20 protein-coding genes are annotated in these 22,680 nt (G+C 71.9%); 17 read left to right on the forward strand and 3 right to left on the reverse strand.

The window, feature by feature from the left end:
• Nucleotides 1-155 precede the first annotated feature (155 nt).
• Together P3H78_RS12625 and P3H78_RS12630 are read right to left on the reverse strand one after the other, a co-directional pair.
• Nucleotides 156-1,451, reverse strand: a complete 1,296-nt coding sequence (locus P3H78_RS12625; RefSeq protein ID WP_276109016.1) for a DUF1479 domain-containing protein — start codon at nucleotides 1,449-1,451, stop codon at nucleotides 156-158.
• A gap of 98 nt (nucleotides 1,452-1,549) precedes the next feature.
• Complete coding sequence (locus P3H78_RS12630; protein ID WP_276109017.1) at nucleotides 1,550-2,752, reverse strand: ROK family transcriptional regulator; 1,203 nt, start codon at nucleotides 2,750-2,752, stop codon at nucleotides 1,550-1,552.
• Nucleotides 2,753-3,030: 278 nt separating this feature from the next.
• On the opposite strand from P3H78_RS12630, the gene P3H78_RS12635 reads away from it, so the two are divergent.
• The 12 genes from P3H78_RS12635 to P3H78_RS12690 all read left to right on the forward strand — a co-directional run bounded on the left by P3H78_RS12635 (nucleotide 3,031) and on the right by P3H78_RS12690 (nucleotide 14,567).
• The gene (locus tag P3H78_RS12635) at nucleotides 3,031-4,740 is read left to right on the forward strand and encodes a sodium:solute symporter family protein (RefSeq protein ID WP_276109018.1); all 1,710 of its coding nucleotides are present in this window, start codon (nucleotides 3,031-3,033) and stop codon (nucleotides 4,738-4,740) included.
• Between the two features lie 16 nt (nucleotides 4,741-4,756).
• Complete coding sequence (locus tag P3H78_RS12640; protein ID WP_276109019.1) at nucleotides 4,757-5,062, forward strand: hypothetical protein; 306 nt, start codon at nucleotides 4,757-4,759, stop codon at nucleotides 5,060-5,062.
• A gap of 93 nt (nucleotides 5,063-5,155) precedes the next feature.
• Nucleotides 5,156-5,986: an aldo/keto reductase gene (locus tag P3H78_RS12645; protein WP_276109020.1), complete on the forward strand. Its 831-nt coding sequence runs from the start codon at nucleotides 5,156-5,158 to the stop codon at nucleotides 5,984-5,986.
• Nucleotides 5,987-6,294: 308 nt separating this feature from the next.
• The gene (locus P3H78_RS12650) at nucleotides 6,295-6,705 is read left to right on the forward strand and encodes a VOC family protein (RefSeq protein WP_276109021.1); all 411 of its coding nucleotides are present in this window, start codon (nucleotides 6,295-6,297) and stop codon (nucleotides 6,703-6,705) included.
• A gap of 490 nt (nucleotides 6,706-7,195) precedes the next feature.
• Nucleotides 7,196-8,182 carry a LacI family DNA-binding transcriptional regulator gene (locus P3H78_RS12655; protein WP_276109022.1) on the forward strand — a complete coding sequence of 329 codons (987 nt, stop codon included), beginning with the start codon at nucleotides 7,196-7,198 and terminating at the stop codon, nucleotides 8,180-8,182.
• 130 nt (nucleotides 8,183-8,312) lie between these two features.
• Nucleotides 8,313-9,269, forward strand: coding sequence for a ribokinase (locus P3H78_RS12660; RefSeq protein WP_276109023.1), 957 nt, complete (start codon nucleotides 8,313-8,315; stop codon nucleotides 9,267-9,269).
• On the forward strand, nucleotides 9,266-9,670 hold the full coding sequence (gene rbsD, locus P3H78_RS12665) for a D-ribose pyranase (RefSeq protein ID WP_276109024.1): 405 nt from the start codon (nucleotides 9,266-9,268) through the stop codon (nucleotides 9,668-9,670). The genes P3H78_RS12660 and rbsD overlap by 4 nt, the downstream gene beginning before the upstream one ends.
• 10 nt (nucleotides 9,671-9,680) lie before the next feature.
• Nucleotides 9,681-11,180, forward strand: coding sequence for a sugar ABC transporter ATP-binding protein (locus P3H78_RS12670; RefSeq protein WP_276109025.1), 1,500 nt, complete (start codon nucleotides 9,681-9,683; stop codon nucleotides 11,178-11,180).
• Nucleotides 11,177-12,211 (forward strand): ABC transporter permease, encoded by a 1,035-nt coding sequence (locus P3H78_RS12675; protein WP_276109026.1) that lies wholly within the window; start codon nucleotides 11,177-11,179, stop codon nucleotides 12,209-12,211. The genes P3H78_RS12670 and P3H78_RS12675 overlap by 4 nt, the downstream gene beginning before the upstream one ends.
• 12 nt (nucleotides 12,212-12,223) lie before the next feature.
• Nucleotides 12,224-13,240: a substrate-binding domain-containing protein gene (locus tag P3H78_RS12680; RefSeq protein ID WP_276109027.1), complete on the forward strand. Its 1,017-nt coding sequence runs from the start codon at nucleotides 12,224-12,226 to the stop codon at nucleotides 13,238-13,240.
• Between the two features lie 470 nt (nucleotides 13,241-13,710).
• The gene (locus P3H78_RS12685) at nucleotides 13,711-14,325 is read left to right on the forward strand and encodes a nucleotide-binding protein (RefSeq protein WP_276109028.1); all 615 of its coding nucleotides are present in this window, start codon (nucleotides 13,711-13,713) and stop codon (nucleotides 14,323-14,325) included.
• Nucleotides 14,322-14,567, forward strand: coding sequence for a hypothetical protein (locus P3H78_RS12690; RefSeq protein WP_276109029.1), 246 nt, complete (start codon nucleotides 14,322-14,324; stop codon nucleotides 14,565-14,567). Before P3H78_RS12685 ends, P3H78_RS12690 begins: the two co-directional genes overlap by 4 nt.
• A 339-nt stretch (nucleotides 14,568-14,906) precedes the next feature.
• On the opposite strand, the gene P3H78_RS12695 is transcribed toward P3H78_RS12690, so the two are convergent.
• Nucleotides 14,907-15,260 (reverse strand): hypothetical protein, encoded by a 354-nt coding sequence (locus P3H78_RS12695; RefSeq protein ID WP_276109030.1) that lies wholly within the window; start codon nucleotides 15,258-15,260, stop codon nucleotides 14,907-14,909.
• Nucleotides 15,261-15,447: 187 nt separating this feature from the next.
• Between P3H78_RS12695 and P3H78_RS12700 the strand changes: the two genes are divergently transcribed.
• The 5 genes from P3H78_RS12700 (at nucleotide 15,448) to scpA (ending at nucleotide 22,675) form a co-directional block, all read left to right on the forward strand.
• The gene (locus P3H78_RS12700; RefSeq protein WP_276109031.1) at nucleotides 15,448-16,107 is read left to right on the forward strand and encodes an NADPH-dependent FMN reductase; all 660 of its coding nucleotides are present in this window, start codon (nucleotides 15,448-15,450) and stop codon (nucleotides 16,105-16,107) included.
• A 165-nt stretch (nucleotides 16,108-16,272) separates the two neighbouring features.
• The gene (locus P3H78_RS12705; protein WP_276109032.1) at nucleotides 16,273-17,034 is read left to right on the forward strand and encodes an SDR family oxidoreductase; all 762 of its coding nucleotides are present in this window, start codon (nucleotides 16,273-16,275) and stop codon (nucleotides 17,032-17,034) included.
• A 502-nt stretch (nucleotides 17,035-17,536) separates the two neighbouring features.
• Nucleotides 17,537-18,274 carry an SIR2 family NAD-dependent protein deacylase gene (locus P3H78_RS12710; RefSeq protein ID WP_276109033.1) on the forward strand — a complete coding sequence of 246 codons (738 nt, stop codon included), beginning with the start codon at nucleotides 17,537-17,539 and terminating at the stop codon, nucleotides 18,272-18,274.
• 418 nt (nucleotides 18,275-18,692) lie between these two features.
• Nucleotides 18,693-20,501, forward strand: a complete 1,809-nt coding sequence (locus P3H78_RS12715) for a methylmalonyl-CoA mutase family protein (RefSeq protein WP_276109034.1) — start codon at nucleotides 18,693-18,695, stop codon at nucleotides 20,499-20,501.
• Entirely contained in the window at nucleotides 20,501-22,675 is a 2,175-nt protein-coding gene (gene scpA / locus P3H78_RS12720) for a methylmalonyl-CoA mutase (RefSeq protein ID WP_276109035.1), read from the forward strand. The genes P3H78_RS12715 and scpA overlap by 1 nt, the downstream gene beginning before the upstream one ends.
• The last annotated feature ends 5 nt before the right edge of the window (nucleotides 22,676-22,680 follow it).

Consider the following 22,680-nt stretch of genomic DNA (forward strand, 5'->3'; position numbering starts at 1 on the left):
CCGCCGGGGATCGCGGGACAGCCCTGAGGCACGCTGGAGTTCCACGGGGTTGGGAGGCGGCGCCGGCCGGACCTCGCCCCGCCGACCCGTGCGGCTTCGACCTCCCCGGCGCCCAGTCGGGGGCCCGGCCTTCCCACGACCGGCATGCCGCCGGTTCAGTCCAGGCCGAGTCCCCGGCGACCCGTCTCATTGAGGTCGGCCGGGCCGAAGCGGCCGGTCCAGGAGCGTTCGTAGTGTTCCCCGGGGAAGTCGCCGGGGCTGGAGCCGGTGAGGAAGGCGTCCCGGACGCTCGTCGCGTAGTGCTCGTTGCGCGGACACCAGGGCGCGGCGGGGATGTACATGACGTTGCCCCAACCCTGCTGGTCAGTGACCGGGGCGACACTGTGGATCATGTCGCAGTGCCACCAGACCGAGTCGCCGGCCCGGACGTCCGGGATGCCGCTGAGGGCCGTGAGGAGCAGCGGGTGCCACTTCTCATCGACGGGGAAGACCTGGTTGGTGGTGACGCCGCACATGTCGTCCTCCGGCACGTCCGGCAGCAGCGGGCGGAGCATCAGGTAGGCCATGGCCTCGGGGACGGGCACCGTGTGCAGGACGCCCTGGTCGTGGTCCATGTCGGAGAGCGCGGTCCAGCCCTGGAAGGTGCGGAAGGCGGAGCACATGGTGGTACCCGGGTACTGGGGGCCCGAGGTGCGGAAGGCCGCGTCCCAGGGGTCGTACTGCTCGGCGGTGCCGTCGAACAGGTGACGGAAGGCCTGCTGGTTCTCCCGGGTCATCCACAGGTCGAGGGTGCCGGGGTCGCAGTGGGTGCCGAGTCCGCCGGAGTCCGTGCCCGGCGGACGGCGGCGGATGCGGTCCGGGTAGAGGGCGTCGCGTTCGGGGTCGAACCACTGGGTGCCGTCGGACTCGTGCCGCCACAGCGTGTTGAGGAACCGCTGGACGTCCGCCATCCGCTCGCTCTGGCGCGCTTCCATCTGGGCCCGGGACCAGTAGACGGGGTAGATCTCAGGCTTGGAGCCGACACTGCCGAAGAAGTCGTCTCCGGGGCCGGAGTAGTTCTCGAAGAAGTCGTTCCGCTCGACGTAGTCGACGATGTCGGCGTCCCAGGCGCGGGCCTGCTCGCGCGGGAAGTGGCCGCGCACGACGAGGCACCCACGCCGCCTCAACCTGTCGAGCTGCTCGGCGGACACGGAACCCGAGGCGATGTCGGCGTAGTCGACGACCGGCCACACCTCGTCGCCGCGCTCCCGGTCCGCTTCGATCTCGGCGATCCGGGCGGCGACCCGTCGTTCCACGACCGCGAAGACCTCCTCGACGGTGCGTCCCGAGGCCTCGATCCGGGCGCGCAGCGCCGCCTTGATCTCGTGAATGGCCGTCGGGAGATCTTCGGGGGTGCTCTGCCAGTTCGGCAGGGCGGGCAGGGCGTGTCGTTGATCGTTGATGGTGGACATGACGCATCCGCCTTTGGTCAGGAGTCCTAACTTATACAGCCACCGTAGCCAGCGGCCCATGTTCGGACAAGGCTCCTGACCAAAACCCGGGACACCGGTCAGGCGGACGAACGACCCGCCCCTGCCCACAGGTCGGTGCGTGCCCGCCGCAACGCAAGGGCGAGCGCGCCGTGCACCACCGCGGCATCACCCAGCGTGCCCACCTCGATCGGCGGGGTCAGGGGCGCGAGGTCGTGGACCGCGGCGCGAACCGGCTCCAGCAGGGCCGGGTGCAGCCCGATGGGCCCGCCCAGCAGCACCAGTTCCGGGTCCACCACCGCGCAGACGGCGGCGATCGCCTCGCCGATGACGCGGCCCTCCCGCTCCACGATGCGCCCGGCTTCGGCGTCGCCCGTCGCCGCGCGGTCGAAGACCTGGCGGGCGGCCTCGACACCGACCTGGTCGCCGCCCCGCTCGCGGTGCGGGGGGAACCCGGCGGCAACGGCCCTGGCGAGGCCGTGGCGGCCGTGCCGGGGCCCGGGCGGCTGTGCGCTGACGCTGAGGTAGCCGATCTCCCCGGCGACCCCCCGGGCACCGCGGATCAACTGGTCGCCGATCACCAGGCCCATGCCCATGCCCGTACCGACGTAGACGTAGGCGAAGCTGGCCGCCGTGCGCGCGGCACCGTGCCAGCGCTCGGCCACTGCGGCGAGGTTGACGTCGTTCTCCACCAGGATCGGCACGTCGGCCAGCCCGCCCAGAGCCTCCTGGGGCTGGAACAGGCCCTCCGGGTAGGGCGTGTCGTCCAGCACGACGACGCGCGAGGTCGCGGGGTCGACCGGGTTCGCCACCGAGACCGCGACCGCGAGCGGCTTGCCGTGTCCGGGGACACCCGCGGTGATCGCGTCGGCCACCAGCCCACGCAACTGCTCCGCGACCCGGACCGGCTCGCGCGGCCGCACCGGCGCGTGCGCGGCCTCCAGGAAGGGCCGGCCGAACAGGTCGGCCGCACAGACCCGGATCAGGGTGGGGTTGAGGTCGACCGCCACCACGAAGCCGGCGCTCGGCGCCACCTTGTAGTACGTCCCGGCCCTCCCCTGCCGGCCCCGCTGCTCCCCGGCGGGCAGCAGCAGGCCGGCCGCCTCCAGGCGGCGCACCGCCTCGGAGACCGTGGTCTTCGAGATACCGGTGTGCTGCGCGATCTCCGCCCGGGTGATGGGCGCCAGTTCGAACACGGTGTCCAGCACGATCTGGTCGGTCAGCTCGCGCAGCAGCGTCATGCTCGGCAGTGCCTGCAGACCGAGCCCCTTGCGGATTTCCATCTCACCCCTTGCGGCCGACGGTGGCCGTTGTTACGTTAACGCGCATTCTTTGGTCAGGGTCCCTTCCTAACTAGCCGGCTGATCACCGTGAGGCACCCTCCGACCACCCGCACCGTCGTCCGGGCGAGCGGCCCGACACGCTCCCGGAGAGTAGGGAAGCCACCATGATCGAAACCGAATCGGCTCCGGCAGCGCCGCCGGGCCCCGTCGGACCACCGCCGAGACGGTCGACGGGCACGACGCCCCGGCGTGCCGCCGCACGGGCGGGGGTGTGAGCCGTGCTCACACTCGCTGACGCGAATCTGCGCCTGAACGCCCGGCCGATCGACTACGCGCTCATCGCGGTGTACTTCGCCTTCGTCCTGGGGATCGGCCTCCTCGCCCGCCGCAAGGTCGCCTCCAGCATGGACTTCTTCCTCTCCGGCCGCTCCATGCCGGCCTGGGTCACCGGACTGGCCTTCATCTCCGCCAACCTGGCGGCCGTCGAGATCCTGGGCATGACGGCCGACGGCGCGCAGTACGGCCTCCCCTCGGTGCACTACTACTGGATCGGCGCCGTCCCGGCCATGGTCTTCCTCGGCCTGGTCATGATGCCGTTCTACTACGGCTCCAAGGTCCGCAGCGTCCCCGAGTTCCTGCTGCGCCGCTTCGGCCGCTTCGCCCACCTGGTCAACTCCGTCAGCTTCGCGCTCGCCCAGGTACTCATCGCCGGCGTGAACCTCTACGCCCTGTCCACGGTCGTGAACCTGCTGCTGGGCTGGCCCTCGTGGCTGTCGATCCTCGCCGCGGGGGCGATCGTCCTCGTCTACACCCTGCTCGGCGGGCTGTCGGCGGCGATCTACAACGAGGTCATGCAGTTCTTCGTCATCCTGGCGCTGCTGCTGCCGCTCACCCTCGTCGGGCTGCACCGGGTCGGCGGATGGAACGGACTGGTCGGCAGGATCGACGGAAGCAGCGGCGACGCCGCGCTGCAGCTGCACTCCTGGCCCGGCACCAACCTGACCGGCATCGGCGACTCCACGCTCTCCGTGCTGGGCATCGTCTTCGGCCTCGGCTTCGTGCTCTCCTTCGGCTACTGGACGACCAACTTCACCGAGGTGCAGCGCGCACTCTCGGCGAGGAGCATGTCCGCGGCGCGCCGCACCCCGCTGATCGGCGCCTACCCGAAGACGCTGCTCATCCTGCTGATCATGATCCCGGGCATGGTCGCCGCCGTTCTCTCCCCGCAGCTGTCCGCCCTCAAGGCCGCCAACGCCGCGGACCCCTCGGTGCAGAGCCTGGGCGGGGTCTCGTTCAACAACTCCATCGAGCTGCTGATGCGCGACCTCCTGCCCAACGGGATGCTCGGCATCGCCATCGCCGGCCTGCTCGCCGCCTTCATGGCCGGTATGGCGGCCAACGTCAGCTCCTTCAACACGGTCGTCACCTACGACATCTGGCAGACGTACGTGAAGAAGGACAGGCCGGACGAGTACTACCTGCGCACGGGCCGCGTGCTCACCGTGGTCGGCTGCCTGGTGGCGATCGGCACGGCGTTCATCGCCGGGAACTTCGGCAACATCATGGACTACCTGCAGACGCTCTTCGGCTTCTTCAACGCGCCGCTGTTCGCCACCTTCGTCCTGGGCATGTTCTGGAAGCGCATGACCCCGGCGGCCGGTGGCATCGGTCTCATCGCCGGCACCGCGTCCGCGATCACCATCGACATGCTCAACCGGACCGGGATACTGCACGTCTCCGGTCAGGGCGCCAGCTTCCTCGGCGCGATCGCCGCCTTCGTGGTCGACATCCTGCTGAGCGTCGCCGTCTCCCTGGTCACCCGCCCCAGGACCGACGCCGAACTGACGGGTCTGGTCTGGTCGTTGACCCGACGCGGCGACCGTGTACACGAGGCGACGGGGGAGGACGCCGGCTGGTACCGCAGACCCGCGGTGCTCGCCGTCGGCGTCCTGGCCCTCGCCACCGCCCTGAACATCGCCTTCTGGTGAGAAGCGGAGACCTTCCATGTTCGAGAACCGACCACGGCGGACCGCGTCCTCGCAGAGGGCGCAGACACTGTTCGACCTGCGCACCATCATCGCCGCTCTGTTCGGGATCTACGGAACCGTGCTCACCGTGATGGGTGCGGCCGGACAGATGCCTGCGGAGCTCCGCAAAGCCGGAGGCTGGAACGTCAACCTCTGGTGCGGGCTCGGGATGCTCGCCTTCGCGACCGCCTTCGGCGCGTGGGCGCTGCTGAGGCCGGTGTCGGTGCCTCCGGCCGAGGCCGACCCGGACACCCGCGACACCGCTCTGGCCCGGACCGGCTGAACCCGCGAGGTGTCCGCCCGGCGAGCCGTACCCCGGCGCCGGGCGGACACGTCGGCGTACCGGCGTACCCCCCATTCGAGACCGAGGATTCCGATGACCACGGCCCCCACTCGCATCCTCTCCGACGGCGTGCCGATGCCCGTCGTCGGCTTCGGCACCTATCCACTGGAGGAGACCGACGCGGAGGCCGCGGTGCGCGGTGCGCTCGACGTCGGCTACCGCCTGATCGACACGGCCGCCAGCTACGGCAACGAGGCCGCCGTGGGCCGCGCGATCGCGGCCTGCGGTCTGCCGCGCGCGCAGGTGTTCGTCACCACCAAGCTGCGCGGGAGGGCACACGGATACGACGAGACCCGCAGGGCGTACGCAGAGTCCGCCGCGCGGCTCGGTGTGGACTACGTCGACCTTTACCTCATCCACTGGCCGCTGCCCCGCCTGGACAGGTACACCGACTCCTGGCGGGCCATGATCGACCTGCGCGAGGAAGGGCTGGTCCGTTCCCTCGGCGTCAGCAACTTCACCCCTCGTCAGATCGACCGGCTGTACGAGGAGACCGGCGTCATGCCCTCGCTCAACCAGATCGAGATGCACCCCTACTTCCCCCAGCCCGAGCAGCGCGCGGCCCACGCCGCCCGCGGTGTCGCCACCCAGAGCTGGAGCCCCCTGGGCCGGGGCAGCGAGCTCCTCACCGAGTCCGTCGTCATCGAGGCCGCCCACCGGCACGGCGTGACCCCGGCCCAGGTGGTCCTGCGCTGGCACCTCCAGCTCGACGCCCTGCCGATCCCCAAGTCCGCTTCACCGGCCCGCCAACGCGCCAATCTCGCCCTCTTCCGCTTCACCCTGACCGAGACCGAGGTCGCGGCGCTCTCGGCCCTGGCCCGCGGCCGGACCGGCGGCGATCCGGACCGGCACGAGGAGTTCTGAGCGGCAAGCCGGGACGGACTGCGCGCGGCCCCGGTGCCGGTGAGAACCGCATCTGCCGCGGGCGCCCGGTCGTAGAAGTACGACCTCGGTGCCCGCGGGTGTGCCGCGACCAGTCGTACGTGCTGCACCCGGCCCTCCGAGCGGCACACCCTGGTCGTGGGCGTGTCGGACACAGGGAGCGGCGTGCCGGAGGCGACGCCCACGCGCACGTCTTCCGCGCGGACCACTGGAGGGACGTGCGGCGGCCGTCCACCAAAGCCGCGTGCTCCCGGTACCGAGGCGCGGGCGGGTGCCTTACCATCACCCGCGTGACCGACCCCACGCCCTATCTTCGCTTCCCGGGGACTGCTCGCGAGGCCCTGACCTTCTACGGACAGGTCTTCGGTTGTGCGGTGCAGCTGCACACCTTCGCCGAGTTCAACAGGACCGACGGCCCCGGGGATGCCATCGCCCACGGGTATCTGGCCGATGGACCGGTCGCCCTCTTCGCCTGCGACGCCGCGGGGGACGAACCCGCGTTCCGCTGCGAGGGCATGATGCTCGCGTTGTTGGGATCAGCCCGGGCCTCGACGCTGCGCAGGTGGTTCTCCGGGTTGTCCGACGGTGGGCGTGTGGTCGACGACCTGCAGAGGCGGCCGTGGGGAGCCTCCGACGGCCAGGTGATCGATCGCTACGGCCTGCACTGGCTGATCGGCTTCGAGGGCGAGGACAGCGACTGACCTCGGTCGAAGGCGCGTGGGACCAGCTCGACCGGCCGAGCTCCATCTCGCAACTTCCCGTCGTCACGCCTCGACGCCGTTCGGGCGTCGAGGACAGGCGTCCGACGGCAGAAAGGCCGCTGTGCAGCCGGTGCGCGCGGTGTACCGGCCCCGGTGAAATCGAAGATCGCGGTGCGGGCGAGGGCCCTGCCGGCCGAGCGGCGGCGCCCGGCAGCTCTCACTTGACGGTGGCGAAGACGACTCGGCGGGTGCGTCGGCCGACCGGCAGCCGCGACCGGACCGCGGGCTCCGTCCCTCCGGCGTCACGCCTTGCTCGACCTCTCCGGGCCACGCTTGACCAGTCACCGTGAACCCTGCTGAATCCACTCAGAGCACGCTGGTTGAAAAATCCACTCACCCCTCATTGACGGGGTGACGCCCGACTGCAATCGTTCTCTGACAACGGTTTCAGCGACGAAACGGGAGATCCGCAGTGAGCACCATCCACGATGTGGCTGCCCGCGCAGGGGTCTCCGCGGCCACCGTCTCCCGGCACCTGCGCGGCCACCGCGTGCGCACCGCGGTGGCGATTCAGGAGGCCATCGACGCGCTGGGCTACCGGCCCAGCATCGCCGCGCAGTCGCTGAAGTCGGGACGCACCCGCACGATCGGCGTCGTGGTTCCCGACATCACCAACCCGTACTTCGCCGCCGTCGTGAAGGGCATGGAGTCGGCCTCCCGGGACCGTGGATACCGCATCCTGCTCGCCAACAGCGACGAGAGCAGCGAGCGCGAGGACGACGTGCTCACCGACATGATCCATCAGGTCGACGGGGTGATCCTGGCGCCGGCGACGGAGCAGGACGAGACACCGCTCCATGTCCGTGACGCCGGCATGCCGCTGGTGTTCGTGGACCGCGACCTGGCCGGCGGCGAGCACTTCGACGCGGTGCTGGTGAACAACCGTGAGGGCGGCCGGCAGGCGGCGTCCCATCTGCTGTCGCTCGGGCACACCCGGATCGCCGCCATCAGCGGCCAGCAGGAGACGACGCCTGGACGGCACCGTCGCGAGGGATTCGTGGAGGCGCTGGCCGACGGCGGCCTGGAGCTCCTGCCGGAGTTCGATCTGACGGGTGACTTCCGGGAGGAGAGCGGCTACCAGCTCACCCTGCAGCTGCTGTCCTCCGCCGAGCCGCCCACCGCCCTCTTCACCGCCAACAACCTCATGACCGTCGGTGCGCTGAAGGCGCTGCACGACATGCGCGTCGGCATCCCCGACCAGGTCAGCATCATCGGCTTCGACGACCTCGACACCGGACCGCTGCTGAATCCGCCCCTCACCGTCATCGACCGCCCCATGGTCGAGCAGGGCGTCCTCGCCATGCGCCTGCTGCTCCAGCGGCTGGGCCAGGGCGACGACCGGGGCGGCGGGTCCCGCCGGATCACGCTCGACACCAAGCTCGTCCGGCGCGGTTCCACGGGAGTGCCGCGGCGATAGCCCGGCACGGGCACCCGGCAGGAATCCGGGCGGGCTCCTGCACACAAAGACACAGGCACAACTCCGCAGGGCACGGCCACCCGGCCGTGTCTCTCCCCCCACCCATGCCAAAAACAGGAGGAGGACCACGATGCCCCGGACCGGTGTTCTCGTCGTCGGCAGCATCACCGCGGACGTCACCGCGTTCAGCCGGCGGTTGCCGCAACGCGGCGAAACAGTGCTGGGGGACGACTTCACCCTCGTCCTCGGCGGCAAGGGGGCCAACCAGGCCGTGGCCGCAGCCCGGGCGGGAGCGCCCACCTGGATGGTCGGCTGCGTCGGACAGGACCTCTTCCGGGACATCGCGCTGGACGGCCTGCGCGCCCACGGCGTGCAGACCTCCGAGATCCGCACGGTCCCGGGCCGCACCGGCGTCGCCCATATCCGCGTCGACGCCTCCGGTGAGAACGACATCGTCATCACACCGCTGGCCAACGCCGCCCTCACAACCGGCATGGTCGACGCGAGCATCGCCGAGGCCCGGGACCGCACACGCGTCATGCTGCTCCAGCTGGAGGTGCCGGCCGAGGTCACCCGGCACGCCGCGCGGGCGGGAGCCGAAGCCGGGTTCACCGTGGTGCTCGACCCGGCGCCCGCACAGCCGCTGCCGGACGGCATCTGGGCGCACGTGGACATCGTGACCCCCAACGAGAGCGAGGCCAGCGCCCTGACCGGCATCGCCGTGGACGGTCCCGAGGCCGCGGAGCGGGCCGGCCGCTGGTTCCTCGACCGGGGCGTGTCGCACGCGCTGATCACGCTCGGCGCGGCCGGGGCGGTCTCGGTGACCGCGGAGGCGGTCCGGCACGTTCCGGCCTTCCGGGTCGCCCCCGTCGACACCACGGCGGCCGGCGACGCCTTCACCGGCGCACTCGGCGCAGCCCTCGCCGCAGGGATGGACACCGACTCCGCCCTGCGCACCGCCATGGCCTCCGGTGCCCTGGCCACCACCCGTCCCGGGGCGAGTCCCTCGATCCCGGACCGGGCCGCGGTCCGCGCCCTGCTCGCCGCCGCCGATTCCGCAACCGACCTGGAAGGAGCCGCCTCGTGAGGCGCAACAACGGAACGCTCAACGGGCAGCTCGCCCGGGTCATCTCCGAGATCGGCCACACCGACCAGCTCGTCGTCACCGACGCGGGCCTGCCCATCCCACCCGGCGTGGAGCGGGTGGACCTGGCGGTCGCCGAGAACCTGCCGCGCTTCCTCGACGTGCTCGACGTGGTCCTGGCCGAGCTGGCGGTGGAGGACGTGCTCCTGTCGGAGGAGATCCGGGAGGCGAGCCCGCAGATGCTCGCCGAGATCGAGAAGCGGTTCGCCACGCAGGGGGTGGCCCTGCGCTTCGTCCCCCACACCACCTTCAAGCAGGCGACCGCCGCCGCACGAGGCGCCGTCCGCTCCGGGGAGTTCACCCCGTACGCGAACGTGCTGCTCACGGCCGGCGTCGTGTACTGAGGAGCCAAGCATGAGGCTACGACTCCAGGACGTCACCAAGTCCTTCGGCGAGAACAGCGTTCTGCGCGGGGTCACCTTCGAGGTCGGTCCGGGCGAGGTCGTGGCGCTGGCCGGGGAGAACGGGGCCGGGAAGTCCACGCTCACCCGCGTCATCTCGGGCGCGCACCAGCCTGATTCGGGGCAGGTCGTCATCGACGACGAGCCCGTGACGTTCAAGAACCCCCAGGCGGCGATGGCGCGGGGCATCGAGGTCATCTACCAGGAGTTCCGGCAGAACCTCTTCCCCCATCTCACGGTCGCCGAGAACATCCACGTCCTCGACCGCGAGCGGCGCTTCGGACGGCTGCTGGTCTCCCGGCAACGGATGGCCCGCGAGGCGCGGTCGGCTCTCGCCGCACTCGGCATGGACGACATCGACGTGCTCAGGCCCGTCGGCACGCTCGGTGTCGCCCAGCAGCAGATGGTCGAGATCGCCAAGGCCACGTCACACGACCTGCGGCTGCTCATCCTCGACGAGCCGACGGCGGCTCTCGACGAGCGCGAGTCGCAGCAGCTCTTCGAGCAGATACGCCGGTTGAGGGCCGAGGGCGTGTCCATCGTCTACATCAGTCACCGCCTCGACGAGATCTTCGAACTCGCCGACCGCATCGTCGTCCTCCGCGACGGCCTGGTCGCCCTGGACTCCCCCACCGCGAGCACGGGCCCGGCGCAGATCGTCGCGGCCATGGTCGGCAGCACGGTGGACAACTTCTACCCCAAGGAACGCAACACCGGGGACCAGGTCGTCCTCCGGGTCCGGGGTGCCGGCTCCGGCTCCGCCTTCCAGGGCATCGACCTCGATGTCCGCGCCGGGGAGGTCCTGGGCGTCGGCGGTGTCGTCGGCTGCGGCCGCAGCAGCCTGCTGCGCGCGCTGTTCGGACTGGAGCCGCTCACCACCGGAACGGTCGAGGTCGACGGCAGTCCGGTGCCGCTGCGCCGGATCCAGGACGCCATCGACTCCCGCATCGCCTACGTCACCCCCGACCGGCAGGCGGAGGGCCTGTGCCCGGACCTGTCGGTCGAGGCCAACATCTCCTTGGCCACCCTGCGCCGTTACACCGGTCCCGCGGATCTCGTGCGCCGGGACCGGGAGCGGGAGGCCTGCGGCGAGGTCATGTCCCGGCTGCGCGTACGCACCGCCTCGCGCGAGGCCGCGATGACATCACTGTCCGGCGGCAACCAGCAGAAGGCACTGTTCGCCAAGTGGGTCCTGGCCGGTCCCCGGGTCCTGCTCCTGGACGAGCCCACCCGAGGGGTGGACGTCGGAGCGAAGACCGAGATCTACCGCATCATCAACCAGCTCACCGCCGACGGCGTCGCCGTCGTCCTGGTGAGCTCCGACCTCCCCGAACTCGTCGCCATGTCCGACCGCGCGGTCGTCATGCGCCAGGGGCGGCTGGTGGCCGAGATGGCCGGCGACCGCCTCAGCGAGCAGTCCGTCCTGGAACACGCATTGGTAGGTGCCGCATGAGCTCCACCCTGAAGTCCGTGGCCCGCCAACTGCGGGCGGTATGGATGCTGCTGCTGGTGGGCGTGATCCTCAGCATCGCGTCGCCGGTCTTCCTGACCAGCACCAACCTGCTGAACGTCGGACTGGCCACCTCGGTGGTCGCGCTGCTGGCCATCGGACAGACGTACATCATCATCCTGGCCGAGATCGACCTCTCCGTCGGCGCGACCCTGGGCTTCTCCTCCGTGGTGACGGCCCTCGTCCTGCGCGACCACGGACTGCTGCCCGCCCTGGCGGCGGGACTCGGGGTCGGCGCGGCCGTCGGCCTGGTCAACGGGCTGCTGGTCACCCGGGCACGCATGCCGTCCTTCATCGCCACGCTGGCCATGATGTCCATCCTGTCCGGGATGACGCTCCAGCTGACCGACGGCAACCCGGTCACCATCGGGGACTACGACTTCCAGGGCATCGGGCAGGACTACCTCGCCGGCATACCCGTCCCCGTGTGGGTGATGGTGGCCGGGTACGCGGTCTTCGGTGTGCTGCTGGCCCGTACCGGCTTCGGCCGCTTCGTCTACGCGACCGGCGACAACCTCGAGGCCGCCCGCCTGTCGGGCATCCGCACCCGGCGGGTCAAGGTGCTCGCCTTCGTGATCACCGGGCTGCTGGCGGCACTCGGCGGCTTCATCCTCACGGCCCGCCTGTCCACGGCCGAGCCCACCGCCGGCACCGGCCTGGAACTGGAGTCGATCGCCGCCGTCATCATCGGCGGCACCAGCCTCGCCGGCGGCCGGGGCAAGCTGCTCGGCACCCTGGTCGGCGCGCTGGTCCTCGGTGTCATCGACAACGGCATGAACCTGCTCGACGTCTCCCCGTTCCTGCAGAGCGTCGTCAAGGGCGTGGTCATCCTCCTGGCCGTCTTCCTCGACCGCAACGTCGACGCCCTGCGGAGCATGGTCGCCTGGCGCAGGCCGCCCCTGCCCTCCGATCCCTCCACGCCGGACGCCGTCCCCGCCTCCTCCCCCGTCCCCGCCGCCCGTCACACCCCCTGAAGGAGCCACACCATGCCCGTCGTCCGTACCGCAAGGGCGGCTGCCGTATGCGCCGCCGTCACCGCGCTCACCCTCACCGGCTGCAGCCGGGGCTCCCAGAACGCGGCCTCCGGCGCCTCCCCCGGCAAGGCGTCCGGGAACAAGAGCGCCACCTTGATCATGAGCACCCTGAACAACCCGTTCTTCGTCAGCGTCGGGAACGGCGCCCGTTCCCAGGCGGCGAAGTCGGGGGTGAAGCTCAGCGTGCAGAACGCCAACAACTCCGACTCCACCGCGCTCAATCTGGCCACCACCGCCATCTCCAAGCAGGTCGGCGCCCTGATCATCGACCCGGTCAGCAGCACCTCCGCGACGGCGTCCGTCAAGCAGGCCAACAACGCGAACATCCCCGTCATGGCCTTCGACCGCAAGCCCGACAGCGGCACGCTGTCCTCCTTCATCGGCTACGACGCGATCCAGGCGGGGCGCAACGCGGCTGACGCGCTCGCCAAGTCCCTCGGCGAGAAGGGCACCATCGTCGAGATCCAGGGTCTCCTCGGCACCAACGTCGCCCAGGACCGGAGCAAGGGATTCGAGGAGGAGATCGCCACGTACCCGAAGATCAAGACCGTCGCCAAGCAGGCCGCGGACTTCGATCGGGCCAAGGCGCTCGACGTCATGACCAACATCCTCCAGGCCCACCCCTCCATCGACGGCGTCTACGCCGCCAACGACGAGATGGCGATGGGCGCCCTCGCCGCCCTCAAGTCCCGCAGCCTCGCCGGGAAGGTCCGGCTCGTCGGCAACGACGGCATAGCCGACGCGCTCGCCGCCGTCCAGGACGGCACGATGTACGCCACGAACGCCGAGTCGCCCTACGCCCTCGGCCAGAAAGTCGTCAGCCTCACCGGAAACGTCCTCGGCGGCAAGAAGGTGGCGGCCGAGGAGACCCTGCAGGGCAAGCTCGTCACCAAGTCCAACGTCAAGGCGTACGCCCGGTACCTCGTCGGGATCGGCGACTCCGCCGACGTACCGGCCGCGCTTCGCTGAGGATCGTCCCGTGATCCCCGGTGGGCGCACGACGACGGGCACCGGCACCTCGCCGCGTCGCCCGACGCGCCCCGGACGAGGACGGCCAACCGCTGTGCGATGCACCGGGTCCTGGGCCGCGCGCCGATCCACCGGGGATCACGGGACGGACCTCGGGACCCGTCGTCCGAGTGGGCGGGGGCTTCACGACCGCCGGTGCGGGGCGCGGGGTCACCACTCTGCGGTCCGCCGGGGCGCACCGACGCCGCTGCCCGCATCGGGGCGGCGCGGGCGGGCGTGGAACGACGGCCCACCGGGGCTGCCGGCACACGACGGGGGCGCGCCGGCCCCTCTCGGGCCCGGTGCCCGTTAGCCCGCGGGAATGATTCCCCCGCGCCGCAGGGTGAACCGCGGGCGGTGCTTCCGCGTCGGCGGCGGCCGCCGGCCCGGGGCCGTTAGCGTCGGCTCCTGTGCCGCACAGCTATGCATTCGTGAATCTCAAGCCCGGAGTGGGGAAGACGACCAGCGCCGTCTGGTTGGCCCACGCGCTGCACGCCTCGGGACTGTCACCGTTGCTCGTGGACAGCGACCCCGCGTCCTCCGCGCTGCGTTGGAGCGAACTGGCGGGCGGTTTCCCGTTTCCCGTCCTCGCCCTGCCCGTCGGCGACGTGCACCGGCGGGTGAACGACTTCCTCGACAGCCGGCGGGCCGTGGTGTTCGACGCCCCGCAGATGGAGGACCACGCCCAGATCGCCCGATCCGTCATGAGGTACGCGAGCGAGTGGATCGTGCCCGTCACCCCCGCCCCGATCGAGCTGGACCGGATGGCCCCCATCGACGGGGAGATGGACGACATGCAGTCCCTGCGGGCCCAGCCGGCCCGCGCCGCCGTCCTGCTGAACCGCACCAACCGTCCCGACGCCACGCGGACCGGCCCCGATGCCGATGCCCGCGAGGCCCTCACCGAGCGGGGATTCGACGTGTTGTCCACGCACATCCCGCGGCTCGATCTCTACTCCCAGTCCTTCGGCGGCCCCGTCGAGGTGAAAGGGACGGCCTACATGGACCTCGCCGATGAGCTCATCAACCGTCAGGACTCCGTGTGAACCAGCGCAAGGACGCCTACCGTGCCGCACTGCGGCGCCGCCCCGACGGCACCGCCCCCGCCGCCGACGCCCCGAGCACCGCCAACACCACGGTCACGCCTCTGGAGACGCGCTACATCAAGGTGATCATCGAACTGGACCCCGTCGTGGCGCGTGGCCTCGACGACTGGGTCGGGCAGCCGCTGTCCGCGCTCAGGCGGGCCGGCGCGGCGACTCTGCGGCTGCTGAGGCAGGGTCAGTAGGCGGCCTGCGGCCTGCAGCGCGCCGCCGGGAACGCCGCCGTCGGGGCGGCCTCCGGGCCGGCGGCGGCCGTGCACCGCAACCGCCAGGGCGGCAACAGTGAGGGCTCGGTCGCGCGGCGGCCCATGGACGGCGAGAGCCGGTTGCGGCGGGCCAACGGCACGAGCGACCACGCGGACACCCGCTCGGGCGCCCTGTCGGCCGCCGCCGGCCTGTACGGCTCCGGCAGCGCCGGGTACGACGCGGTGGCCGCGGCCTGGTCCGCGGTGAACGTCGGCCAGCAGGACGGCGATCGGCGGGGCGGCGCCGGGGGACCCGGCTGCCGCCCCGCCCGCCGCCGCTCAGCCCGGCGGGTCCGCGTCCGCTTCGCACTGCGCGAGCCCCTGCTCCCAGCGGTGGCGGCGCTGCTCCTCGGACTGCTCCCACCACGGGGTGCCCCGCTCCCCCAGCGCGCCCTTGGCGCGGTGCACCCGTGCGCGTGCCGACCGCTCGGCCTCCGGATCGTGCGCCGCGAGGGCCGAGCGCACCGCGCGGCGCGCCGCCATGAGGTGGCGCCGCAGGCGCGCCGCGACGTCCTCGGGAAGGGCGGGGTCCGTCGCCCGCCACTTCCGGCCGCCGACGACGACGTGGTGCCCGTCGGGCGTCCTCTCCGGTGCCTTCGCCGTCGCCCTGTCCGGCGGATGGTGTGCGTCCACCGGTCCAGTCTGTCCCACAGGGTGGCCCCGGGCCGCGAGGGCCGGCGCGTCGTGCCGTCCGGACCAGCGTCCTGACCTGCTCGTTCCTTCCGGTTCCCGGCCCTGTCGCGTGACGTCAGCCGGGGAACCACACTGGTCGGTGGGGCCCTCTCCCGGAGGCGCTTGCCCGCGACGGAAGGACGGACCCATGCCCACGGACACGCTCCCCGGCCCGCTGCGATTCCTGGTCTTCGGCGCGGCCCTGCGGGCCGATTCCACCAACGCCCGCCTCGCCGCCCTCGTGGCCCGGCTCATCTCCGACACCGGTGCGGCCGTGGACCTCGCCGCCATGCACGACTTCGACATGCCCCTGTACGACGGCGACGTGGAGGCCGGCGAAGGACTGCCGAGCGGCGCCCTCGCCCTGCGCGACCGGCTCGAGCAGAGCGACGCCGTCGTCATCTCCTCACCGGAGTACAACGCCTCCGTACCGGGCGTGCTGAAGAACGCGATCGACTGGGTCTCGCGTGTCCGGCCGCAGCCGTTCAAGACCAAGCACGCGCTGCTCGTCTCCGCCTCGCCGTCCCTGGTCGGAGGCAACCGCGGGTTGTGGGCGCTGCGGGTCCCCCTGGAACACCTGGGCACCCGCGTCTACCCGGACATGTTCAGCGTGGCCAACAGCTACCAGGCCTTCGCCGACGACGGAACACTGGCCGACCCGGGGCTGCAGCAACGTCTCACCGAGACCGTGTCGGGTTTCCTCAGCCTCGTCGAGGCGGACGTGCGCTACGTCTGCCTCGAACGACGTTGGTACGAGTTCCTGGGTGACCGTACCGAGGCGGCCATCACCCAGCGGGCCGAGAAGTGATGCCGGGACGCCGCATTCCCCGGTGCCTCCCGTGGATGGTTCGGCCGACAGGCGATCAGCGGCCCGAAGCGCGACGATGGGACGGGGACCGAGACCCGGAGGCACGGATGACGGGCAGCGGACGGGACCGGGCGGAAACATGACCCCGCTCGAAGGCGTTTCGGCGTGACTGCCACGCCCGGCGCGCGCGGCGCCGATCGCCGGCGCGGCCTCGCCGACCAGACGGTGGTGGTGATCGGCGGCAGCGCGGGTATCGGACTCGAAACCGCCCGCCAGGTGCGCGCCGACGGTGGCCAGGTGGTCCTTGCCGGTCGCGACCCCGAAAAACTGGAGCGAGCTGCACGTGAGCTCGAGCCCGTCGGCGCGGCGGCGTTCGACGCCACCGACACCGGCCGCCTCGAACAGTTCTTCCAGGACCTGCCCGGCCCGGTCGACCATGTGATGGTCACGGGCGGCGGCCCCACGTACGTGCCCTTGGCGGAGATGGACCTTGCCGCCGCCTGCGACGAGTTCGGCCGACGCCTCGCGATGACGCTCGGGGTCGCCCTCTGCAGCCGTGACAAGGTCCGCCCCGGAGGCACGCTCCTGTTCATGGGCGGCACCGGGGCTCGGCGTCCCGGCGTCGGCCTGGCCGTCGCGTCCGCCCTCACTGCGGCGTCGCCCGCCCTCATCGCCAACCTGGCGCTGGAAATGGCGCCCGTCCGGGTCAACCTCATCGCTGCCGGGTTCGTCGACACACCTCTGTCGGCCTCCCTCCTGGGCGATCGACTCGAGGCCCGGCGCGAGGAGTTGCGCGCTACCCTGCCCATCCGACGGGTCGTCGGGCCGGCCGACGTCGCGGCACTGGCCGTGCACCTCATGTGCAACGACGCGCTCACCGGCGCGACCTACGACATCGACGGCGGCCAGCAGCTCATCTCTCCGTGAACCCGCGTCAGTCTTCCCAGCGTCGGGGGGCACATGGAACGCGTGGGCCACATCGAGGCCCTGGGCCCGGATACCCGCGGGCCTGAAGGACGGGCGTCCGTGTGGTGGCCGTTGCCGTCCCGGCCGCACCCGGCCCGCGTGTGGCCGGCACCGAGCAGGAACACCCCGTCGCCGGCAGACCGGGCCGAACCAGCGGTTCAGCCGGAAGCCTCCCGGCGGAGCTGACGACTCCGCTGCCGGCGCGCTCGGTCGTCCACGAGTCCAAGGCGGTCGGTCACGGCACTCCGCTCGCGGTCTGCCGGGTGTCCCGACCGCCGCCGTCACCCGCTGCCGCGGCTGACCACAGAACGTGCGTCGAGGGACGGCACGGTCGACGATCCCTCCGGATCCATCACCACGTCAGGTCATCATGTGTCACTGTGCGTGAAGGGCAGCCCCCGCCTGACCCGGGACCGCCGGATTCCCACTCGCCCCCACCGGGCAGGCGTCCTACCCTCAGCCTATGAACAGCCCCCTCGTGGCCATACTCAGCGGCGCGGGGATCTCCACCGATTCCGGGATCCCTGACTATCGCGGTCCGAACGGGCTGTGGCGGCGGGATCCGGAGGCCGAGAAGCTCGTCACGTACGCGTACTACATGGGCGATCCGGAGATCCGCCGGCGGTCCTGGCGGATGCGCCGCAAGAACCGCACACTCCGGGCCGAGCCGAACGCCGCCCACCGTGCCGTCGCCGAGCTGGAGCGGTCCGGCGTCCCGGTGCGGGTGATCACGCAGAACGTCGACGGGCTGCACCAGCGCGCCGGGATGCCCGCCCGCAAGGTGCTGGAACTGCACGGCACCGCACGGGAGTTCGTGTGCACCGGGTGTCACGTCCGTGGGCCCATGGAGGACGCGCTGGCCCGGGTCGAGGCCGGTGAGGAGGATCCACCGTGCCGGAGGTGCGGCGGGATCCTGAAGTCGGCGACGGTGATGTTCGGGCAGCGGCTCGATTCGGCGGTCCTCGGGGAGGCCCTCGCCATCGCCAAGGCGAGCACCGTGTTCCTCGCGGTCGGCTCCAGCCTCCAGGTGCAGCCCGCCGCGGGGCTCGCGGGCGTCGCCGCCGACCACGGCGCGCGGCTGATCGTCGTCAACGCCGAGCCGACCCCCTACGACGACCGTGCCCACGAGGTGGTCCGCGACCCCATCGGCACCGCCCTGCCCGAGCTGCTGCTACGGTTCGGGCGGGAGGGCACGCCGTGACGTCTTCCGTGTCCGGCGCCGGGCGCACGCCGTCGGCGGCCCTGCGTCGGCCGGTCGGCGCCGGCGCGCTCAGCGCGGTGGGGGACGGCGCACGGGCACGGCGGTTGGGCCATGTCCCGAAATCCGGCAGGTGAGTCGACTCCGGACGCGGTGGGTGAGGGACGCGCCGGGCCTGCACGGGCGACGATCGCGGCCGCCGGCGGAGCGCTTCGGTCTCCGCCGGTGCGGACCCCACCGGCCGTGCGGCCCGCCCGAACCGGCCCGTCGCAGGCCGCTCCGGCGGCCGGGCGGGGCGCCGGGGACCGCTCGATCCGGCGGGCCCGCGACCGCCGGGAGGCCGAGGTCACAGCCTCGGGGAGGTCAAGGTCACAGGCGAGCCCTCTGCTGCACCTTTGCGTCCGTGGCCTAGCATCCGAGCATGACGGTCCTGCCTGACGACGGGCTCGAGCTGGCCGGCGAATTCCCTGACGTGACCCACGAGCAGTGGCAGCGCCTCGTGGCGGGTGTCCTGCGCAAGTCGGGCAAGGACGTCGGGGACGCCGAAGCCGAGGAAGCCCTGTCCACCACGCTGGAGGACGGGCTGCGCACCCGGCCACTCTTCACCGCCCGCGACACCGCGCCCGAGCCGGGTATGCCCGGGTTCGCGCCCTTCGTGCGGGGCGGCCGGGCCGAGGGGAACACCGCCGGCGGCTGGGACGTACGGCAGCGGCACACGGTGCCCGACGGCCCCGCCGTGCTCGCCGACCTGGAGAACGGCGTCACCTCCCTGTGGCTGGCCGTCGGGGAGGACGGCATCCCGCTGGGCTCCCTCGGCGGGGTCCTCGACGGGGTCTACCTCGACCTGGCGCCCGTGGTGCTGGAGGCGGGACGCGACACCGAGGCCGCCGCGCGGGAGTTGCTGCGGCTGTACGAGGAGCGGGGTGTCGCACAGGACGCGGCGCGCGGCAACCTGGGCGCCGATCCGCTCGGCGACGAGGCCCGCACCGGGCAGCCGGGGACGTTCGCGCCGGCGGCGGAGCTGGCGCGGCTGTGCGCCGGGGAGTACCCGGGGCTGCGGGCGCTGACCGTGGACGCCCTGCCGTACCACGAGGCGGGCGGTTCGGCCGCGCAGGAGCTGGGTTGCTCGCTGGCCACCGCGGTGGCCTATCTGCGGGAGCTGACGGACGCCGGACTGGACATCGGCCAGGCGTGCGGGCAGCTGGAGTTCCGGTACGCCGCGACCGCCGACCAGTTCCTGACGATCGCCAAGCTGCGCGCCGCGCGCCGCCTCTGGGCGAAGGTGGCCGAGGTCTGCGGGGCGCCGCGGGCGGGTGCGCAGGTCCAGCACGTCGTGACCTCGCCGGTGATGATGACGCGACGCGACCCGTGGGTGAACATGCTGCGCGCGACGGTGGCGACCCTGGCCGCCGGCGCGGGCGGGGCCGACTCGGTGACCGTGCTGCCCTTCGACCACGCCCTCGGTCTGCCGGACGGCTTCGCCCGCCGCATCGCCCGCAACACCTCGACGATCCTCATCGAGGAGTCGCACCTGGCCCGGGTCATCGACCCGGCGGGCGGTTCCTGGTACGTGGAGCGCCTCACCGACGAACTGGCCCAGGCGGGCTGGGAGTTCTTCCGGCGGATCGAGCGGGACGGCGGCCAGGCGGCCGCCCTGCGCTCGGGGCGCCTGGAACAGGACCTCGCCGAGACCTGGCAGGCGCGCACCGCAAGGCTGGCCAAGCGCCGCGAACCCATCACCGGCGTCAGTGAGTTCCCGTTCCTCGCGGAGAAGCCCGTGGTCCGCGAGAGCGCCCCGGAGCCGCGGCCGGGCGGTCTGCCGCGGGTGCGCCGCGACGACCAGTTCGAGGCGCTGCGCGCCCGCTCCGACGCCCACCTCGCCGCGACCGGCCGACGGCCCCGCGTCTTCCTCGCCGCGATCGGCCCGGCCGCCGCGCACACCGCACGCCTCACCTTCGCGGCCAACCTCTTCCAGGCCGGGGGCGTCGAGCCCGTCACCGGGGGCACGTTCGCCGAGAGCGGCGCCACCGAGGTCTGCCTGTGCTCCAGCGACGCCGTCTACGAGGAGCAGGCGGCCGAGACGGCCGCGGAGCTGCGGACGGCGGGCGCGTCGCACGTATCCCTCGCCGGGCGCCCCGGGCAGTACCCGGGAGTCGACTCCTACGTCTTCGCCGGCTGCGACGCCGTGGCCGTGCTGTCCGCCACCCTCGACCGCATGGGAGCGTCGTGATGGGAATCCCCGACTTCTCCGGGATCGAGCTGGGGACGCCGGCCGTCGACGGCGGCGCCGACGAGTGGCGTGCGGCGGTGAAGAAGGCGACCGGCGGGGACGACCTGCTCTGGGAGACCCCGGAGGGCATCGCGGTCCAGCCGCTCTACACCGGGCGCGACCTGGAGGGACTGGACTTCCTGGACACGTACCCGGGCGCGGCGCCGTACCTGCGCGGGCCGTACCCGACGATGTACGCCAACCAGCCCTGGACCATCCGCCAGTACGCCGGTTTCTCCACGGCCGAGGAGTCCAACGCCTTCTACCGGCGCAACCTGGCGGCCGGTCAGAAGGGCCTCTCCGTGGCCTTCGACCTGCCCACGCACCGCGGTTACGACAGCGACCACCCGCGGGTGACGGGCGACGTCGGCATGGCGGGCGTGGCGATCGACTCGATCTACGACATGCGGCAGCTGTTCGACGGGATCCCGCTGGACCGGATGACCGTGTCGATGACGATGAACGGCGCCGTGCTGCCGGTGCTCGCGCTGTACATCGTCGCCGCGGAGGAGCAGGGCGTGCCGCCGGAGAAGCTGGCGGGGACCATCCAGAACGACATCCTCAAGGAGTTCATGGTCCGCAACACCTACATCTACCCGCCGAAGCCGTCGATGCGGATCATCTCCGACATCTTCGCCTTCACCTCGCAGCGGATGCCGCGCTACAACTCCATCTCGATCTCCGGCTACCACATCCAGGAGGCCGGTGCGACGGCCGACCTGGAGCTGGCGTACACGCTGGCCGACGGGGTGGAGTACATCCGGGCCGGACAGGGGGCGGGCCTGGACGTGGACGCGTTCGCCCCGCGGCTGTCCTTCTTCTGGGCGATCGGCATGAACTTCTTCATGGAGGTCGCCAAGTTGCGCGCGGCGCGCCTGCTGTGGGCGAAGCTGGTGCGGCAGTTCGACCCGAAGAACGCCAAGTCGCTGTCGCTGCGCACCCATTCGCAGACCTCGGGGTGGTCCCTGACCGCTCAGGACGTGTTCAACAACGTCACGCGCACGTGCGTGGAGGCGATGGCGGCGACGCAGGGCCACACCCAGTCGCTGCACACCAACGCCCTCGACGAGGCGCTCGCGCTGCCCACCGACTTCTCGGCGCGCATCGCCCGCAACACGCAGTTGCTGATCCAGCAGGAGTCGGGCACCTGCCGGGTGATCGACCCGTGGGGCGGCAGCGCCTACGTGGAGAGGCTGACGTACGACCTCGCGCGCCGGGCCTGGAAGCACATCCAGGAGGTCGAGCAGGCGGGCGGCATGGCCCAGGCCATCGACGCCGGCATCCCCAAGCTGCGGGTGGAGGAGGCCGCCGCCCGGACCCAGGCCCGCATCGACTCCGGCCGTCAGCCCGTCATCGGGGTGAACAAGTACCGCGTCGACAGCGACGAGCAGATCGAGGTGCTCAAGGTCGACAACTCGTCCGTGCGTACCCAGCAGATCGAGAAGCTGCGGCGGCTGCGCGCGGAGCGCGACGAGACCGCCTGCCGGGACGCGCTGGACGCGCTGACCCGGGCCGCCGGCGGCGACGGCAACCTGCTGGAGCTGGCGGTGCGCGCCGCCCGCGCGAAGGCGACCGTCGGGGAGATCTCCGACGCCCTGGAGAAGGTGTACGGGCGGCACGCGGGGCAGATCCGTACGATCTCCGGCGTGTACCGCAACGAAGCAGGCGAGTCCCCGTCCGTGGACCGCACCCGGGCGCTGGTGTCGGACTTCGAGGACGCCGAGGGGCGCCGTCCGCGCATCCTGGTCGCGAAGATGGGCCAGGACGGCCACGACCGGGGCCAGAAGGTGATCGCGACGGCCTTCGCCGACCTCGGCTTCGACGTGGACGTCGGTCCGCTGTTCCAGACGCCGGCCGAGGTGGCCCGCCAGGCCGTGGAGGCGGACGTGCACATCGTCGGCGTCTCCTCGCTGGCGGCCGGACACCTCACCCTCGTCCCGGCGCTGCGCGAGCAGCTCGCCGAGGAGGGCCGCGAGGACATCATGATCGTGGTCGGCGGGGTGATCCCGCCGCAGGACGTGCCCACGCTGCTGGAGATGGGCGCGGCGGCCGTGTTCCCGCCGGGGACGGTCATCCCGGACGCGGCCCACGACCTGGTGCGGCGGCTGTCGGCCGGTCTCGGGCACGAGCTCTGAGGCCC

Source organism: Streptomyces tropicalis (assembly GCF_029269835.1).
Lineage (GTDB): Bacteria > Actinomycetota > Actinomycetes > Streptomycetales > Streptomycetaceae > Streptomyces > Streptomyces tropicalis.

What these genes read in the sequence shown, in the direction of transcription:
- P3H78_RS12625 (WP_276109016.1), bottom strand. Translation starts at nt 1,451, where the DNA reads ATGTCCACCATCAACGATCAACGACACGCCCTGCCCGCCCTGCCGAAC.
- P3H78_RS12630 (WP_276109017.1), bottom strand. Translation starts at nt 2,752, where the DNA reads ATGGAAATCCGCAAGGGGCTCGGTCTGCAGGCACTGCCGAGCATGACG.
- P3H78_RS12640 (WP_276109019.1), top strand. Translation starts at nt 4,757, where the DNA reads ATGTTCGAGAACCGACCACGGCGGACCGCGTCCTCGCAGAGGGCGCAG.
- P3H78_RS12645 (WP_276109020.1), top strand. Translation starts at nt 5,156, where the DNA reads ATGACCACGGCCCCCACTCGCATCCTCTCCGACGGCGTGCCGATGCCC.
- P3H78_RS12660 (WP_276109023.1), top strand. Translation starts at nt 8,313, where the DNA reads ATGCCCCGGACCGGTGTTCTCGTCGTCGGCAGCATCACCGCGGACGTC.
- P3H78_RS12670 (WP_276109025.1), top strand. Translation starts at nt 9,681, where the DNA reads ATGAGGCTACGACTCCAGGACGTCACCAAGTCCTTCGGCGAGAACAGC.
- P3H78_RS12675 (WP_276109026.1), top strand. Translation starts at nt 11,177, where the DNA reads ATGAGCTCCACCCTGAAGTCCGTGGCCCGCCAACTGCGGGCGGTATGG.
- P3H78_RS12680 (WP_276109027.1), top strand. Translation starts at nt 12,224, where the DNA reads ATGCCCGTCGTCCGTACCGCAAGGGCGGCTGCCGTATGCGCCGCCGTC.
- P3H78_RS12700 (WP_276109031.1), top strand. Translation starts at nt 15,448, where the DNA reads ATGCCCACGGACACGCTCCCCGGCCCGCTGCGATTCCTGGTCTTCGGC.
- P3H78_RS12710 (WP_276109033.1), top strand. Translation starts at nt 17,537, where the DNA reads ATGAACAGCCCCCTCGTGGCCATACTCAGCGGCGCGGGGATCTCCACC.
- P3H78_RS12715 (WP_276109034.1), top strand. Translation starts at nt 18,693, where the DNA reads ATGACGGTCCTGCCTGACGACGGGCTCGAGCTGGCCGGCGAATTCCCT.
- scpA (WP_276109035.1), top strand. Translation starts at nt 20,501, where the DNA reads ATGGGAATCCCCGACTTCTCCGGGATCGAGCTGGGGACGCCGGCCGTC.